Genomic DNA, 16,436 nt, shown 5'->3' on the forward strand with positions numbered 1-16,436 from the left:
ACGCCTAAAATGTGTTAAAATAACTGATGATTTTATGCAGTGGGTAATTAGATGAGTAGGATGCGAGTGGCTAAGTAAATCTTCATCACAAATTTATGTGAACTTCACATAGAGCACATATTAACATTGTATTATGTATATGTACCAAATAAATAAATAAATAAAGTGAATGTAAGTTCTGTTTTCAAAAATTTAAAATCCTTTTATTTCTATATGAAAGTTTTAATCAAGGGTTTTAAAAAATTTGGAAATAGATCTTATGAATATGGAATTCATATAAAAGGGGAATGTCTTATGACAACATATACGAGTGAAATGAGAAAAACTTTAGTTTCAGAAGAAGATGTAGATATTTTAAAAATTATGGCGCATCCAATCAGACTGCAAATTGTAAATGAATTAAGTACGAGAAAAACTTGTAATGTAACACAATTAACAGAGTTACTGAATATTCCGCAATCTACTGTTTCACAACATTTATCAAAAATGAAGGGTAAAGTGTTACGAGCAGAGAGAAGAGGTTTAGAAATTTATTATCATATTAACAATTTAAAAGCGAGTAAGATTGTTAATGTTTTAGGGTATATAAACTAGTGAAATATTTTTATATAAAATAGCCCCTGCTGTTGAGCAGGGGCTATTTTGTGTTGTTTTATGTATTTGTATTTAAAACTTTATAGTTTTTATGATTTACAATTGTTCGATCAAATTCAAAAGTACCACCGCTTACATTTGTAATTTCAACTAAGACCGATTCAGTATAAAGTTTTAATACAGATCCTGTAATCTTTAAATTATTTCGTTGAAAAAGTATAGTATCCCCTACGTTTGCTTTCATAGTACCTCCTCATTAAAGACAGAAATATTTTTTTATTATATATATTAAACCACGGATAGATATATTAGTGAATATTTAGTTTTATTTATTGGAAAAAAATTTGTGATTTTATAAAAAATAAGGTGAATCGAAGTATAAAAAATTTTTCTATTGTATTTAATCAGTAGTTTTTTGTATTTCATCCTTCGTTTTTTGTAACTGATTCCATGTTTTTGACGCTCTATCTTGTAAGTGCTTACATAAGCGAAAACATCTTATACAATGAAGGTGTCAAATCAAAAGAGGTGACCAAAATGAACATAAAAAAAGTAAATTTAGCGAATAGCATTGAAATAGAAAGAGGAGGCGGAAAGGTATGAAAAAATCAACTGTTAATCCATGGCTTGTTGTCCTTGGCACAGTTATAGTACAAATGGGGCTTGGGACGATATATACATGGAGTTTATTCAATCAGCCTTTAGTTAGTAAATACGGTTGGAGTCTTAACGCTGTTGCGATAACTTTTTCAATTACTAGTCTTTCTTTAGCATTTTCAACTTTATTTGCGAGTAAATTGCAAGAAAAATGGGGACTTCGTAAACTTATTATGATAGCTGGATTAGCATTAGGACTAGGGTTAATACTTAGCTCACAAGCGTCCTCATTAATATTACTTTATGTACTAGCAGGAGTTGTTGTAGGTTATGCAGATGGTACAGCATATATCACTTCACTATCAAATTTAATAAAGTGGTTTCCAGAGCGTAAAGGTTTAATTGCTGGTATTTCTGTCTCTGCATATGGTTCAGGTAGCTTAATCTTTAAATACGTTAACGCAAAGTTGATTGAATCAGTTGGTGTATCGCAAGCATTTATATACTGGGGTTTAATTGTTACAACTATGATTGTAATTGGTGCTTGTTTAATCCATCAAGCTGCAGATCAAGGAGCAGTTCATGAAACAAAAACTAAGGAATACACAACGAAAGAAATGTTAGGCACAAAACAAGTATACTTATTATTTATCATGTTATTTACATCATGTATGAGTGGCTTATACTTAATTGGTATGGTAAAAGACATTGGTGTTCAACTTGTAGGGCTTAGCGCAGCAACAGCAGCTAATGCGGTGGCTATGGTTGCAATCTTCAATACATTAGGTCGTATCATTTTAGGACCGTTATCGGATAAAATTGGGCGTTTAAAAATCGTTACTGTTACTTTTGTTGTTATGGCGAGTTCAGTCTTAGTTCTAAGTTTTGTAGATTTAAATTATGGTATTTACTTCGTATGTGTAGCAAGTGTAGCGTTTTGCTTTGGTGGAAATATCACTATTTTCCCAGCTATTGTTGGTGATTTCTTCGGTATGAAAAACCATAGTAAGAACTACGGAATTGTGTATCAAGGATTTGGATTTGGGGCGCTTGCAGGTTCCTTTATCGGTGCACTTCTAGGTGGATTCAAACCAACGTTCATGGTGATCGGTGTATTATGTGTCGTGTCATTCATTATCGCAATTTTAATTCAAGCACCTAAACAGAAAAAAGAACAAGAAGAAGAGTATCGCAGCGTAGCATAAGTATACAAATCTTCTATAACACTATGATTACGAAAAAGCATCCTATTCTATTAATTAGGATGCTTTTTTTATGAGTTATTTTAACAAGGTTAAATTACTTTTGTGATTTTTATAGATGTAAAAGTGAGTGGAATACCCATTTGGAATATAATAAATTGATACATCATATTCGAAATATATATTAAATCTTAAATGATAAAGAAGACATTCATTAGTATTTGTAAGATATATTTTCAGAAAAATATTGAGAAAATATATACTTGAGTTTTTCATAAAGCATTGTAAATGAACGTATCTCTAGTTTATCTTCTTCAATTTTAAAAAGAGGAGTTTGAATTTTATTTATAATATAAGTACATTTAATGCGTTTAGGTATGATTTTATTAAGAAGCATTAAAATACTTTATCTGAAAAATAAAAAAAGATTGACAAGTTTATTGAGAAACATTATCATTTCGGTGTAAGATAGTAAATGAAAAACATTATCAATAAAATGGATTTTAAAGTAATGCGCACTTGACCAATTAGTTTAGTAAGTGTATTATTTTTTACAACATGACTGATAATGAAAATCAATATCATTTATGTTACTTAATGAAATTAATGTTTATGTGAAAGGATAGAGAAAATGAACTTAGGGGAATTTGATGGGCAAACAGTTTTAGTAACAGGTGCAGCACAAGGCATAGGCAGTGTTGTTGCCAAAATGTTTTTAGAAAGAGGAGCCACAGTTATTGCGGTTGATCAAAATGAAGAGGGGTTAAATGTACTCTTAAATCAAAATGAATTAAATAAAACACGTATGAAAACGTTTCGTTTAGATGTGAGTAATAGCGCTGCTGTTGAAGACATGGTAAATCATATTGCAAATGAAATAGCGCCAATAGATATTTTAATAAATGTTGCAGGGGTTTTACGTATGGGACCAATTCATTCGTTAAGTGATGAAGATTGGAATAAAACATTCTCTGTAAATACTACAGGGGTTTTCAATATGTCCCGAGCGGTAAGTAAAAATATGATGTTAAGAAAATCAGGGGCAATTGTTACAGTCGGTTCAAATGCGGCAAATACGCCGAGAATGGAGATGGCAGCGTATGCTGCGTCAAAGGCTGCAACGACGATGTTTATGAAATGTTTAGGACTAGAGCTTGCGGCATACAATATACGCTGCAACTTAGTTTCTCCAGGTTCTACTGAAACTGAGATGCAAAGATTACTATGGGCTGATGAGAATGGAGCTAAAAATATAATTACTGGTTCTCAAAATACATATAGACTCGGAATTCCATTACAAAAAATTGCACAACCTTCAGAAGTTGCTGAAGCAGTGTTATTTTTAGCCTCAGATAGAGCAAGTCATATTACAATGCACAATTTATGTGTCGATGGCGGTGCTACGTTAGGAGTTTAATAAAAATTCAGGAGGTTATTATATTATGAATGAACATATAGCTGTAAAAGAATTGTCAGAAAAACTTTTAGAAGATTATAAGACTGAATCTTCATTCTTTTTCGCTTCACCAACTCGAACTATATTAGCAGAAGGAGAGTTTACTACAGTAAAGCATCGTGAAATTGAAAATTTCCCAGAGCTTGTGCAAGCGACATTAAGTAATGCGAAACAAGCTGGAAATCCAAATCCTATCGTTGTGGGTGCTTTGCCATTCGATCGTAGAAAAGAAGTCCAACTTATCGTACCAGAATATAGTAGGATTTCTGAGCGTTTACAATTGGATACAACAAATCAGCTTGAAACAAATGAGAACGTAACATTTGAAATGACGCCAGTACCAGACCCTGAAGTTTATATGAATGGTGTGAAGCAAGGAATTAAAAAAATACAGGACGGTGATTTAAAGAAAATCGTTCTATCTAGATCGTTAGATGTTAAATCTTCGGAAAAGATTGATAAGCAAAAACTTCTGCGAGAATTAGCAGAACATAATAAGCATGGTTATACATTTGCTGTGAATTTACCGAAAGATGAAAAAGAGAACAGTAAGACGCTAATTGGAGCAAGTCCTGAATTACTTGTTTCACGTAATGGTATGCAAGTTATTTCTAATCCGTTAGCTGGTTCAAGGCCACGTAGTGAGGACCCAGTAGAAGATAAAAGAAGAGCAGAGGAATTACTTTCTTCTCCAAAAGATTTACATGAACATGCGGTAGTAGTTGAAGCGGTTGCTGCTGCACTTCGTCCGTATTGTCATACATTACATGTTCCAGAAAAGCCATCAGTTATTCATAGTGAAGCGATGTGGCATTTGTCTACAGAAGTGAAAGGTGAACTGAAGAATCCAAATACTTCTTCTTTACAATTAGCAATTGCCCTTCATCCTACGCCAGCAGTTTGCGGAACTCCAATGGAAAAAGCAAGAGAGGCTATACAGCATATTGAGCCATTTGACCGCGAGTTCTTTACAGGAATGCTAGGATGGAGCGATTTAAATGGAGATGGAGAATGGATTGTTACAATTCGTTGTGCTGAAGTACAAGAAAATACACTGCGTTTATATGCAGGAGCTGGAGTTGTTGCTGAGTCAAAACCAGAAGATGAGTTAGCAGAAACATCAGCTAAGTTCCAAACAATGCTAAAAGCTTTAGGGTTAAGAGATAGTTCACTTAATGAAAAATAGGGGGAAGAAAGAATGCTAGTAGGTTATACAGAATGGCCAAAAGAATTTGCCGATCATTATCGAGAAGAAGGATGTTGGCTTGGTGAAACATTTGGAGGAGTGTTAAGAGAGCGGGCTGAGAAATATGGAGATCGAATCGCGGTTGTAAGTGGTAAGAAGCATATAACATATAGTGAACTTGATAAAAATGCAGATCGTTTAGCAGCAGGTTTACTGAATTTAGGAATAAAGAAAGAGGACAGAGTTGTAATCCAGTTACCTAACATTATCGAGTTTTTCGAAATATGTTTTGCACTATTTCGAATTGGAGCGCTTCCTGTCTTTGCACTACCTTCACATCGAAGCAGTGAAATTAGTTATTTTTGTGAGTTTGGCGAGGCGAGCGCTTACGTTATTTCAGATAAGGCTCTCGGTTTTGATTATCGAAAACTAGCAAGAGAAGTGAAAGAGAAAGTGCCAACTTTACAACGTGTAATTGTAGTGGGGGAAGAAGAAGAGTTTGTGAACATAAATGATCTGTATATGGATCCCGTCTCATTACCAGAAGTTCAGCCAAGTGATGTTGCATTTCTCCAATTATCAGGAGGGACAACAGGTCTTTCTAAATTAATTCCTAGAACACATGATGACTATATTTATAGTTTACGTGTAAGCGCTGAAATTTGTAATTTGAATGCAGAAAGCGTCTATATGGCAGTTCTTCCAGTAGCACACAATTACCCAATGAGTTCTCCAGGGACATTTGGAACTTTCTATGCGGGTGGAAAAGTGGTATTGGCAACTGGTGGTAGTCCAGATGAGGCATTTGCTCTTATTGAAAAAGAAAAAGTTACAATTACAGCGCTCGTTCCGCCATTAGCAATGATTTGGCTTGATGCTGCATCTTCTCGTAATACCAATTTATCGAGCCTAGAGGTTATTCAAGTAGGTGGTGCTAAGTTTAGCGCTGAGGTTGCAAGACGTATACGCCCTACATTTGGATGTACGTTACAGCAAGTATTCGGTATGGCGGAAGGATTAGTGAACTATACAAGATTAGACGATCCGGAAGAAATTATTATTCATACACAAGGTAGACCAATGTCTGCACTCGATGAAGTACGAGTTGTTGATGAAAATGACAACGATGTACAACCTGGCGAAGTAGGTAGTTTATTAACAAGAGGTCCATATACAATTCATGGTTACTATAAAGCTGAAGAGCATAATGCACGATCATTTACAAAGGATGGATTTTATCGCACAGGTGATCTTGTAAAAGTAAATGAACAAGGATACATCATTGTAGAAGGAAGAGATAAAGATCAAATTAACCGTGGTGGTGAGAAAGTTGCTGCGGAAGAAGTTGAAAATCATTTATTAGCACACGATGCGGTCCATGACGTAGCAATTGTATCTATGCCTGACGATTATTTAGGTGAACGCACCTGTGCTTTTGTTATAGCCCGCGGACAAGTTCCGGCAGTAAGTGAATTAAAAATGTTTTTAAGAGAACGTGGTATAGCGGCTTATAAAATTCCAGATCGAATTGAATTTATTGAATCATTCCCGCAAACAGGAGTCGGAAAAGTCAGCAAAAAAGAACTACGTAAAGTCATTGCTGAAAAACTTATTACAGTAAAACAATAATAAAAACCGGAAGGAAGTGATTAGATGGCTATCCCATCTATTTCAGTATATAAAATGCCAATTGAATCAGAACTACCAAAAAATAAAGTGAATTGGACACCAGACCCGAAACGTGCAGTACTTTTAATTCATGACATGCAAGAATATTTTCTTGATGCATATAGCGATAAAGAATCACCAAAAGTAGAACTTATTTCAAATATTAAAATGATAAGAGAAAAATGTAAGGAACTTGGTATACCAGTTGTTTATACAGCACAACCTGGTGGACAAACGTTAGAACAAAGAGGTTTATTACAAGACTTTTGGGGTGACGGTATTCCTGCTGGACCAGATAAAAAGAAAATTGTTGATGAACTTACTCCTGATGAGGATGATATATTCCTAACAAAATGGAGATATAGTGCATTTAAAAAGACAAATCTATTAGAAATATTAAATGAACAAGGAAGAGATCAACTCATTATTTGCGGTATTTATGCGCATATTGGATGCCTTTTAACAGCTTGTGAAGCATTTATGGATGGTATAGAGCCGTTCTTTGTAGCAGATGCAGTTGCTGATTTTTCACTAGAGCATCATAAACAAGCATTGGAGTATGCATCTAATAGATGTGCAGTAACGACATCAACAAACCTACTGTTAAAAGATTTACAAAGTGTAAAAGGTGATGAGAGTGAAGGAATCATTATACAGGAAGTGCATGAACTAGTTGCACAACTACTTCGTGAGCCAGTAGAGAGTATTGATATTGATGAGGACTTATTAAATAGAGGGCTTGATTCGGTCAGAATTATGAGTTTAGTAGAGAAGTGGCGTCGTGAAGGGAAAGAAATCACTTTTGCAGATTTAGCAGAACGTCCAACTGTTGCAGGTTGGTACAGTTTACTATCTTCACAAACAGCACAGGTGCTGTAACAAATAGACTACATAATAAAGGGGTAGTAAAGAATGCCTAACAGTCAAAAGATTCGTCATTCGTTATCATCTGCGCAGTCTGGTATGTGGTTTGCGCAACAATTAGATCCGCTTAATCCGATATATAATACTGGGGAATATGTAGAAATAAACGGAAATATTTATCAAGACATTTTTGAATTAGCTGTACGTAAAGTTGTAAGGGAAGCAGAGGCACTTCACGTCCGCTTCGAAGAGGATGAAATTGGCCCATGGCAAGTTGTTGAAGAATCACAGTTTCATATGCATTTTATTGACGTTCGTAAAGAAGAAAACCCTGAAGAAGCTGCTAAAGTATGGATGAAAAATGATTTATCTATACCAGTCAATTTGAAAAAAGATATATTATTTACTGAAGCACTTATTCAAGTTGAAAATAATCGTTTCTTTTGGTATCAGCGCATCCATCACATTGTGATGGATGGCTATGGATTTTCACTTCTTAGCCAAAAGGTAGCGAATGAGTATACATCACTTATAGAAGAAACAAACAAGAGTGAAAAGCCATTTGGTTCTCTTGCAAAAGTCGTGCAAGAAGATATCGAGTATCGTGAGTCTAAACAATTTCAGGAAAATCGTACTTTTTGGTTAGAAAAGTTTGCAGATGCCCCAGAAGTTGTAAGTTTGGCAGAACGAGCACCGAGAACATCAAATGGATTTTCACGAGAAACAGCTTATTTATCTAGTTCTAGCACGAAAACTTTACTAGAAGATATCAATATTTCGTTAACAAGTTGGCCGGAATTCATTGTGGCTGTAACAAGTATTTATATGCATAAATTAACAGGTGAAAATGATATTGTTTTAGGTTTACCGATGATGGGACGTCTAGGTTCTGTATCTATTCATACACCAAGTATGGTAATGAATTTAGTTCCACTTCGTATTACAGTAACTCCAAATATAACTCTTGCGGAATTATTGCAGCAAGTTTCTAAAGAAATCCGAGATGTACGTCGCCATTATAAATACCGTCATGAGGAATTAAGAAGAGACTTAAAGTTACTAGGTGAAAATCAAAGGTTGTTTGGACCGTTAGTGAATGTTATGCCTTTTGATTACGGGCTTAATTTTGCTGGAAATCGTGGTATTACGCATAACTTATCAGCAGGACCTGTAGATGATTTATCGATAAATGTATATAAACGTTTTGATCAAAATGAGCTAATGATTCATTTTGATGCGAATCCCGAAGTATATAATGGCGCAGAGCTAGCATTGCATAAAGAAAGATTTATGAATCTATTTGAATTAGTAATAAATAATTATGAGAAAAACGAGCCGATTGGAAAAATAAACATTACTCTGCCTGAAGAAAATCATAAAGTTTTATTGGAATGGAATGAAACGAAGGAAGACGATGAGTTAATCAGTTTACCTATATCATTTGAAAAACAAGTGCAAAAAAATCCAAATAAACTAGCGATTACTTGTGACGGTGTAATCCTTACGTATAAAGAGCTAAATGAACGAGCGAATGAACTAGCACATTATTTAGTAGAAGAAGGAATACGACCAAATCAGTTTGTAGCTTTAGTATTCCCTAGATCAATAGAAATGGTAGTTAGTATGCTAGCAGTCTTAAAGGCTGGTGCAGCGTATTTACCAATAGATCCAGAATACCCAGCAGAAAGAGTTAATTATATAGTAAATGATGCAAAACCAGTTTGTATCATAACACATTCATCTGTTTCATCTAAGTTAGTTATAGAAAAGGATATGAAAAAAATTGTATTAGATGACGAAGAAACGAAACTAGCGTTACATACATATTCTCGTATGAATATAGCATGTAAGAATGATGTATCACTTTTAAACCCAGCCTATACAATATATACTTCAGGCTCAACAGGAAACCCAAAAGGTGTAATTGTTCCTATGAGAGGTTTAAGTAACTTTTTAATGGCTATGCAGCAAAAGTTTTCATTAAATGAAAATGATCATTTATTAGCAGTTACAACGTTTGCGTTTGATATTTCTGCTCTAGAAATTTATTTACCTCTTATTAGTGGTGCAAGTTTAACAATTGCGCAAAAAGAAGACATACAAGAGCCATCAGCATTAACGACACTTTTACAAGAAGAAAGAGTGACAATTATGCAGGCTACACCGACGCTTTGGCAGGCGTTAGTAACTGATTATCCAGAGAAGCTACAAGGGCTAAATATACTTGTTGGTGGTGAAGCTCTCCCAGCGCATTTAGCAAATAAATTAAAAGAATTAGGTTGTTCAATAACTAATTTATATGGACCAACTGAAACGACGATTTGGTCTACTTTCATGAACATTGATGAAGGTGAAAAGGGTATACCACCTATTGGAAAGCCAATTTGCAATACAGAAGTGTATGTATTGGATGCAGGGCTACAACCAGTTCCACCTGGAATTATTGGTGAATTATATATTGCAGGGGAAGGACTTGCAAGCGGATATTTAGGAAAACCTGAGTTAACAGCTGAACGGTTTGTTGCAAATCCTTATGGAGAATCAGGGAAGCGCATGTACCGTACAGGAGATCTTGTGAAATGGCGTAGTGATGGTGCGTTAGAGTACATTAGTCGCGCAGATTATCAAATTAAAATTCGTGGATTCCGAATTGAATTAGCTGAAATTGAAACGGTATTACAACGACATGAAAATATTCAACAAGCGGTAGTAATGGTACGAGAAGATCGTCCAAATGATAAACGCATCATTGCGTATATCGTTGCAGAAGAAAAGGAACCGATTAATCTTTCAGAAATTCGTTCTTATGTTTCAGAAAGTTTAGCGAATTATATGATACCATCGGCATTTGTTGTGCTAGAAGAATTACCATTAACGCCAAATGGTAAGGTTGACAGAAAGAAATTACCTGCTCCTGATTTTAATGGAATGAACAATGAGAGAGTTGCTAGAAATCCGAAAGAAGAAATATTATGTGATTTATTTGCAGAAGTACTAGGTGTTTCTCGAATTAGCATTGATGATAATTTCTTTGAAATGGGTGGACATTCACTTCTCGCATCTCGTTTAATGGCAAGAATTCGTGAAACGTTAAGTGTGGAATTAGGAATCGGGAAACTATTTGAATCACCAACTGTTGCCGAACTGGCGAAACAATTAAACCATGCAAAAAGTGCAAGACCAGCTATTCAGAAAGCAAGTAGGCCAAATGAAATTCCACTTTCATTTGCACAGCGCAGGTTATGGTTCTTAAATTGTTTAGAAGGTCCAAGTCCTACTTATAATATTCCGCTAGTCATTCGTATGAATGGAATATTGAATCGGGAAGCATTACAAGGTGCTTTTTATGATGTAGTTGAGAAACATGAAACACTTAGAACAATTTTCCCTAACGTATTAGGTAGTTCCTATCAGAAAATTTTAGATATGGAAAACTTAAATCTAGAAATGGTAATAACTAATACATGTAAAGATGAATTAGAAAGTGTACTTTCAAAGGCGGTAAGATATAGTTTTAACCTCGATATTGAGCCGGCAGTTCGTTTGCAACTTTTTACAGTGAGTGAAACCGAACATGTATTATTAATTCTATTGCATCATATTGTAGGTGATGGCTGGTCATTACAGCCGTTAACGAGAGATTTTACAGCGGCGTATAAAGCACGATGTCAAGGTGACAGAGTTCAGCTGGAGACACTACCAGTTCAATACGCAGATTATGCACTTTGGCAACAGCAATTGCTAGGTGATGAAACGACACCAGAGAGTCTTATTTCAACACAATTAGATTTTTGGAAAGAAGAACTTAAAGGTTTACCAGACCAAATGGAGTTACCTACAGATTTCCAGCGTCCAATTGAGACGAGTTACCGCGGGGAAACAATTCATTTTCATATAGATGAAGGTATGCATAGTAGGTTAGTAGAGCTTGCACGTAAAAATGGAGTTAGTTTGTTTATGGTATTGCAAGCAGGGCTTAGTGCACTATTTACAAGATTAGGTGCAGGCACTGATATACCAATTGGAAGTCCGATTGCTGGAAGAAATGATGATGTACTTTCAGATATTGTTGGTTTATTTGTAAATACATTAGTGTTACGTACAAATACGTCAGGAGATCCAAGTTTTAAAGAATTATTAAATAGAGTGAAGCAGGTAAATCTTGCAGCTTATGAAAATCAAGATGTTCCATTTGAAAGGCTTGTTGAAGTGTTAAATCCAGTACGTACTCGAAACAGCCACCCGTTGTTTCAAGTTATGTTAGCTTTTCAAAATACACCAGAAGCAACGTTTCATGTACCAGGTTTAGAAGCGAGCCTTGAAATTCAAAGCGTTGGTTCTGCAAAATTTGATTTAACATTTGAAATTATTGAGAGTAACGAGGTTGATGGTACTCCGAACGGTTTACATGGATTACTAGAGTTTAGTACCGATTTATATAAACGTGAAACGGTTCAAAAACTAATAGAACGATTCATTTTGTTATTAGATGATGCAGCTACAAATCCGGATCAATCAATTGGCAGATTAGAAATATTAACTGTAGCAGAGAAAAATACAGTGTTAGAAAAGTGGAATGGTGGTTTTCAAATTGCACCAGAAATGACATTGCTACAATTGTTTGAAAAGCAGGCTCATATAAATGCAAATTCTATAGCTGTTGTCTTTGAAAATAAGAAATTAACTTATGAAGAGTTAAATAGAAAAGCAAATAAAATTGCTCGATTCCTAATAGCAAAAGGGATTGGTCCTGATCAACTCGTTGCTTTAGCGATGCCAAGATCATTAAACATGGTTGTAAGCTTATTAGCTGTTCTTAAAGCTGGTGCTGGATACCTTCCGTTAGATCCAGATTACCCAGCAGACCGCATTTCATTTATGCTACACGATGCGAAACCATCATGTGTTTTAACGAATTCAGAAGTGGAAATTGAATGTGATGAGACACTAAAAGTTTTAGTTGATGATGTGAAAGTAATAGCAGAAGTTGAGAAATATAGTGATGACAATATTGATGAAGTGGAACGAATTAAGCCATTATCTCCATCACATATTGCTTACGTTATTTATACGTCAGGCTCAACGGGTAGACCGAAAGGCGTTATGATACCTCATCAAAATGTAGTAAGACTTTTAGGAGCAACTGATCATTGGTTCCAGTTTGACGGAAACGATGTTTGGACGATGTTCCATTCATACGCTTTTGATTTCTCGGTTTGGGAAATTTGGGGACCTTTATTATACGGAGGGCGTTTAGTTGTAGTTCCACATACTGTAAGTCGCTCACCGAAAGAATTTTTACAGCTTCTTGTTAAAGAAAAGGTTACGGTTTTAAACCAAACTCCATCAGCGTTCTATCAATTGATGCAAGCAGATCGTGAAAATGAAGAGATTGGCCAAAAATTATCTTTACGATATGTTGTTTTTGGAGGAGAAGCACTTGAGCTAAGTCGCTTAGAAGATTGGTATAGTCGACATCCTCATAACGCACCAAAGCTTATTAATATGTACGGTATTACGGAGACGACAGTACATGTTAGTTATATTGAATTAGATGAAACTATCGTCTCTTTACGAGCAAATAGTTTAATTGGGTGCAGTATACCTGACCTTAAAGTGTATGTGTTAGACAACTATTTACAACCAGTGCCACCTGGAGTAGTTGGAGAAATGTATGTTGCAGGTGCAGGGCTTGCGCGTGGATATTTAGGAAGAGCAGGATTAACGGCTGACCGCTTTATCGCAGATCCATTTGGAAAGCCAGGTACAAGAATGTATCGTACAGGAGACTTAGCTCGCTGGCGTAAAGATGGGACGCTAGATTATATAGGACGTGCAGATCATCAAATAAAAATTCGTGGATTCCGAATTGAATTAGGAGAAATAGAAGCAGTCATAATGAAGCACCCTAAAGTTGAGCAAGTAGCCGTTATTGTACGGGAAGATCAACCAGGGGATAAACGGTTAGTTTCTTATATCGTTGCATCAAATAATGAAGCGATTGATACGAATGAAATGCGTCAGTTTGCTAGTGGTAGTTTACCAGATTATATGGTTCCATACGCTTTTGTAGTAGTAAATGAGTTACCTTTAACTCCAAACGGTAAATTAGATAGAAAGGCATTGCCAGCTCCAGAATTTATCGCATCATCTTCTAGTCGTGGTCCAAGAACACCGCAAGAAGAAATGTTATGTGACTTGTTTACAGAAGTGCTAAGTGTACCTCAAATTGGAATTGATGACGGATTCTTTGATCTTGGTGGGCATTCACTCCTTGCAGTACAGCTTATGAGCCGCATTAAAGAGGCGCTTGGAGTGGAACTAAACATTGGTACTTTATTTGCAGCACCGAATGTTGCAGGGTTAGCTGAAAGACTTGAGATGGGGAATGGTCAAAGTGCACTTGATGTGTTGCTTCCATTACGAGCAAGCGGGGATCAATTACCACTATTTTGTGTACATCCAGCAGGTGGATTAAGTTGGTGCTATGCAGGACTTATGAAATCTTTAGGAACAGATTATCCAATCTATGGTGTACAAGCACGTGGTATTGCTAAAAATGAAGAACTTCCAAAAAGTTTAGAGGAGATGGCGGCGGATTACTTGAAACACGTTCGTGAAGTACAGCCTCATGGACCATATCGTTTATTAGGTTGGTCGCTTGGAGGAAATGTTGTGCATGCAATGGCGGCGCAATTACAAAATGAAGGGGAAAAAGTAGAATTACTCGTTATGCTTGATTCTTACCCTGGACACTTCTTACCGAATACGGAAGAGCCTACTGAAGAGGAAGCGTTAATCGCATTACTTGCTTTAGGCGGATATGACCCAGATAACATGGATGGTAAACCACTTACAATGGAAAGTGCAGTTGAAATCCTTCGTAAAGATGGAAGTGCATTAGCAAGTCTTGAAGAAGAGACTATATTGAACTTGAAAGAAACATATGTAAATTCAGTAGGGTTGTTAGGGAAATATGTACCGAAAGTTTATAACGGGGATATCTTATTCTTTAGATCTACTGTTATACCAGACTGGTTTGATCCTATTTCTCCAAATACGTGGCTAAATTATTTAGATGGGCAAATTGTGCAGCATGATATTGACTGTAGACATAAAGATTTATGTCAGCCAGGTCCACTTACGGAAATTGGACAAGTATTAGCGAAATATTTGCAGAATAAGAAAGGGGTAAGTAGAGTATGACGAATCCATTTGAAAATGATAATTACACATATAAAGTATTAATAAATGAGGAGGGCCAGTATTCTCTCTGGCCTGCTTTTCTCGATGTACCTATTGGCTGGAGTGTCGTATATGAAGAAGCTAGTAGGCAGAGCTGCTTAGAATATGTTGAATATAACTGGAAAGATCTGAATCCAAAAAGTAATCAAGTTCGTGAAAAAACATTAGCAGGAAAACGATAATGAAAGCAAAACTAAATCCAAAAGTAGTCGTAAGTATCGTTTATATAACTGCGATGTTTATGGCTGCGATGGACGCAACGATTGTAAATGTAGCACTACAAACGATAAGTAAAGAACTACAAGTACCTCCATCTGCAATGGGGACGGTTAATGTTGGGTATTTAGTTAGTTTAGCTGTTTTCCTTCCGATTTCTGGTTGGTTAGGAGATCGATTTGGTACGAAAAGAGTATTTTTAATTGCTCTTTTCGTATTTACAATTGCCTCTGCTTTATGCGGAATGGCTAACGATATTACTTCATTGAATATTTTCCGTATCATTCAAGGTGCTGGTGGAGGGCTTTTAACACCGGTCGGAATGGCGATGTTATTTCGAACATTTTCACCAGAGGAAAGACCGAAGATTTCTCGGTTCATTGTACTTCCAATTGCTGTAGCACCAGCAGTTGGTCCTATCATAGGTGGTTTCTTTGTAGATCAAATGTCTTGGCGTTGGGCATTTTATATTAATCTACCGTTTGGAATCGTTGCATTGCTATTTGGACTTCTATTTTTAGCAGAGCATGTTGAAAAATCAGCTGGTCGCTTTGATTCTCTCGGCTTTATTTTATCAGCACCAGGATTTGCGATGCTCATATATGCACTCAGCCAGGGGCCATCAAAAGGGTGGATTTCTCCAGAAATTATGAGTACTGGGATAGCTGGGGTTGTATTCATTACATTGTTTATAATCGTAGAACTGAAAGTAAAGCAACCGATGTTAGATTTACGCTTATTAAAAGAACCAGTCTTTAGAAAGATGAGCCTTATATCATTATTTTCATCAGCTGGTTTACTAGGAATGTTATTTGTTTTTCCACTTATGTATCAAAATGTGATAGGAGTTTCCGCGCTGGAATCAGGACTTACGACATTTCCAGAGGCGATTGGATTAATGATTTCTTCACAAATTGTGCCATGGTCATATAAAAATTTAGGAGCGCGAAAGGTAATTTCTATTGGATTAATTTGTACCGTGGTTATCTTTGTTTTATTAAGTTTTGTAAATCACGATACGAATCCGTGGCAAATCCGCGCATTATTGTTTGGTATCGGTATTTTCTTAGGTCAATCTGTCGGTGCGGTTCAATTTTCTGCCTTTAACAATATCACGCCGCCTTCTATGGGAAGAGCGACTACTATATTCAATGTGCAAAATCGACTAGGTTCAGCAATAGGAGTAGCTGTTTTAGCTAGTATACTAGCTGGTTTTGGAAGTAATAACGCTCAATCCGATTTTTTACCATATCAAGCAGCACTAATTGGATCAGCAATATTTTTGCTCATAGCACTACTATTTTCTTTACGTATTTCCGATAAAGAGGTAATGTCAAAGAAGAAAGAAAAAACATTATCTGTATCAAAAAAAGAGAAAGTACTTGTCAATGAATAACAATATACGTAT

General features: G+C 35.9%; 10 protein-coding genes. 9 read left to right on the forward strand and 1 reads right to left on the reverse strand.

Features of this window, described 5'->3' with window-relative positions; translation table 11 throughout:
* Positions 1-294 precede the first annotated feature (294 nt).
* A complete protein-coding gene (locus CQ064_RS21105) occupies positions 295-594 on the forward strand; it encodes an ArsR/SmtB family transcription factor (RefSeq protein WP_000214801.1) in 300 nt (99 codons plus the stop codon).
* A gap of 58 nt (positions 595-652) precedes the next feature.
* Here CQ064_RS21105 and CQ064_RS21110 read toward each other — a convergent pair whose 3' ends face one another.
* The gene (locus tag CQ064_RS21110; protein WP_000646793.1) at positions 653-838 is read right to left on the reverse strand and encodes a YkvS family protein; all 186 of its coding nucleotides are present in this window, start codon (positions 836-838) and stop codon (positions 653-655) included.
* Between the two features lie 355 nt (positions 839-1,193).
* On the opposite strand from CQ064_RS21110, the gene CQ064_RS21120 reads away from it, so the two are divergent.
* The 8 genes from CQ064_RS21120 (at position 1,194) to CQ064_RS21160 (ending at position 16,424) form a co-directional block, all read left to right on the forward strand.
* A complete protein-coding gene (locus CQ064_RS21120; RefSeq protein WP_000750124.1) occupies positions 1,194-2,396 on the forward strand; it encodes an L-lactate MFS transporter in 1,203 nt (400 codons plus the stop codon).
* Positions 2,397-3,024: 628 nt separating this feature from the next.
* The gene (gene dhbA, locus CQ064_RS21130; protein ID WP_001048438.1) at positions 3,025-3,810 is read left to right on the forward strand and encodes a 2,3-dihydro-2,3-dihydroxybenzoate dehydrogenase; all 786 of its coding nucleotides are present in this window, start codon (positions 3,025-3,027) and stop codon (positions 3,808-3,810) included.
* A 25-nt stretch (positions 3,811-3,835) separates the two neighbouring features.
* Positions 3,836-5,035: an isochorismate synthase DhbC gene (gene dhbC, locus CQ064_RS21135; RefSeq protein ID WP_001002072.1), complete on the forward strand. Its 1,200-nt coding sequence runs from the start codon at positions 3,836-3,838 to the stop codon at positions 5,033-5,035.
* Positions 5,036-5,047: 12 nt separating this feature from the next.
* Positions 5,048-6,664: a (2,3-dihydroxybenzoyl)adenylate synthase gene (locus CQ064_RS21140; RefSeq protein ID WP_000960112.1), complete on the forward strand. Its 1,617-nt coding sequence runs from the start codon at positions 5,048-5,050 to the stop codon at positions 6,662-6,664.
* Between the two features lie 24 nt (positions 6,665-6,688).
* Positions 6,689-7,582 (forward strand): isochorismatase family protein, encoded by an 894-nt coding sequence (locus CQ064_RS21145; protein WP_001007257.1) that lies wholly within the window; start codon positions 6,689-6,691, stop codon positions 7,580-7,582.
* A gap of 33 nt (positions 7,583-7,615) precedes the next feature.
* Positions 7,616-14,773: an amino acid adenylation domain-containing protein gene (locus tag CQ064_RS21150; protein WP_001133932.1), complete on the forward strand. Its 7,158-nt coding sequence runs from the start codon at positions 7,616-7,618 to the stop codon at positions 14,771-14,773.
* Entirely contained in the window at positions 14,770-14,994 is a 225-nt protein-coding gene (locus tag CQ064_RS21155) for an MbtH family protein (protein WP_000184060.1), read from the forward strand. The genes CQ064_RS21150 and CQ064_RS21155 overlap by 4 nt, the downstream gene beginning before the upstream one ends.
* Positions 14,994-16,424 (forward strand): MDR family MFS transporter, encoded by a 1,431-nt coding sequence (locus CQ064_RS21160; RefSeq protein WP_000644935.1) that lies wholly within the window; start codon positions 14,994-14,996, stop codon positions 16,422-16,424. Before CQ064_RS21155 ends, CQ064_RS21160 begins: the two co-directional genes overlap by 1 nt.
* The last annotated feature ends 12 nt before the right edge of the window (positions 16,425-16,436 follow it).

The sequence above is a fragment of the Bacillus sp. MYb78 genome, from assembly GCF_002975115.1.
GTDB classification, from domain to species: Bacteria; Bacillota; Bacilli; order Bacillales; family Bacillaceae_G; genus Bacillus_A; species Bacillus_A cereus.